This window comes from Psychrobacter sp. 1U2, from assembly GCF_051847575.1.
Genome location: NZ_JBPYDC010001441.1, coordinates 1 through 600, shown reverse-complemented (window position 1 = coordinate 600; position 600 = coordinate 1). Strand labels below are relative to the sequence as shown.

The window sequence follows — 600 nt, the reverse complement described above, 5'->3', positions numbered from 1 at the left end:
AGATAAAACCTTGTTGTCGACGCTTGATGAGGCACTATGGACTCAAGATGAGACAAGCTTTATCCCGCACCAATGCCTTGCAACTTTAACTAACGCTATTCCTGACGATAATGCTACTAAAGCAAATAATAAAATGTCAGCACCGGTTTTATTAGGTAGCTATATGCCTGCTGATTTTAACGGTATCGTACTTAATACCACGCTACATCCAGTCAACGACTTTATGGCAGTGACTAGCAACGCTAAGCCCACTCGGGTCCTTGAGTTGATCAAGCCTGATACAACCAGTGTGCAAGAAGGGCGTCATAAATATAAGCACTATAAACAGTTAGGCTATGAATTGACACACTTCAAAGTATAATTGACCAATCTTAAAGCTATAGAACACCCTCTCTTATTGTCTTCATTCTTGTGTAATAAATCTTCTAAATAGACTGATTGAGAAAAAATTAGTTTGCCTATACTTACCTGCTTATTTTCTCTTATTCATTGTATTTTTAACTTTGTATCATTGTTATTGTCGCTCTTATAGTCAACTAATAATCACTATTAGGTGAATAAGTTAAAAAATGCTACTATCTGTCGTCTCGTTTTTTATTG

General features: G+C 36.2%; 1 protein-coding gene. It reads left to right on the top strand.

Features of this window, described 5'->3' with window-relative positions; all coding sequences use genetic code 11:
- Positions 1–361 (top strand): DNA polymerase III subunit chi (locus tag ACS8FD_RS22525; protein WP_439277497.1); only part of this gene is annotated, 361 nt, incomplete at its 5' end.
- Between the last annotated feature and the right edge of the window lie 239 nt (positions 362–600).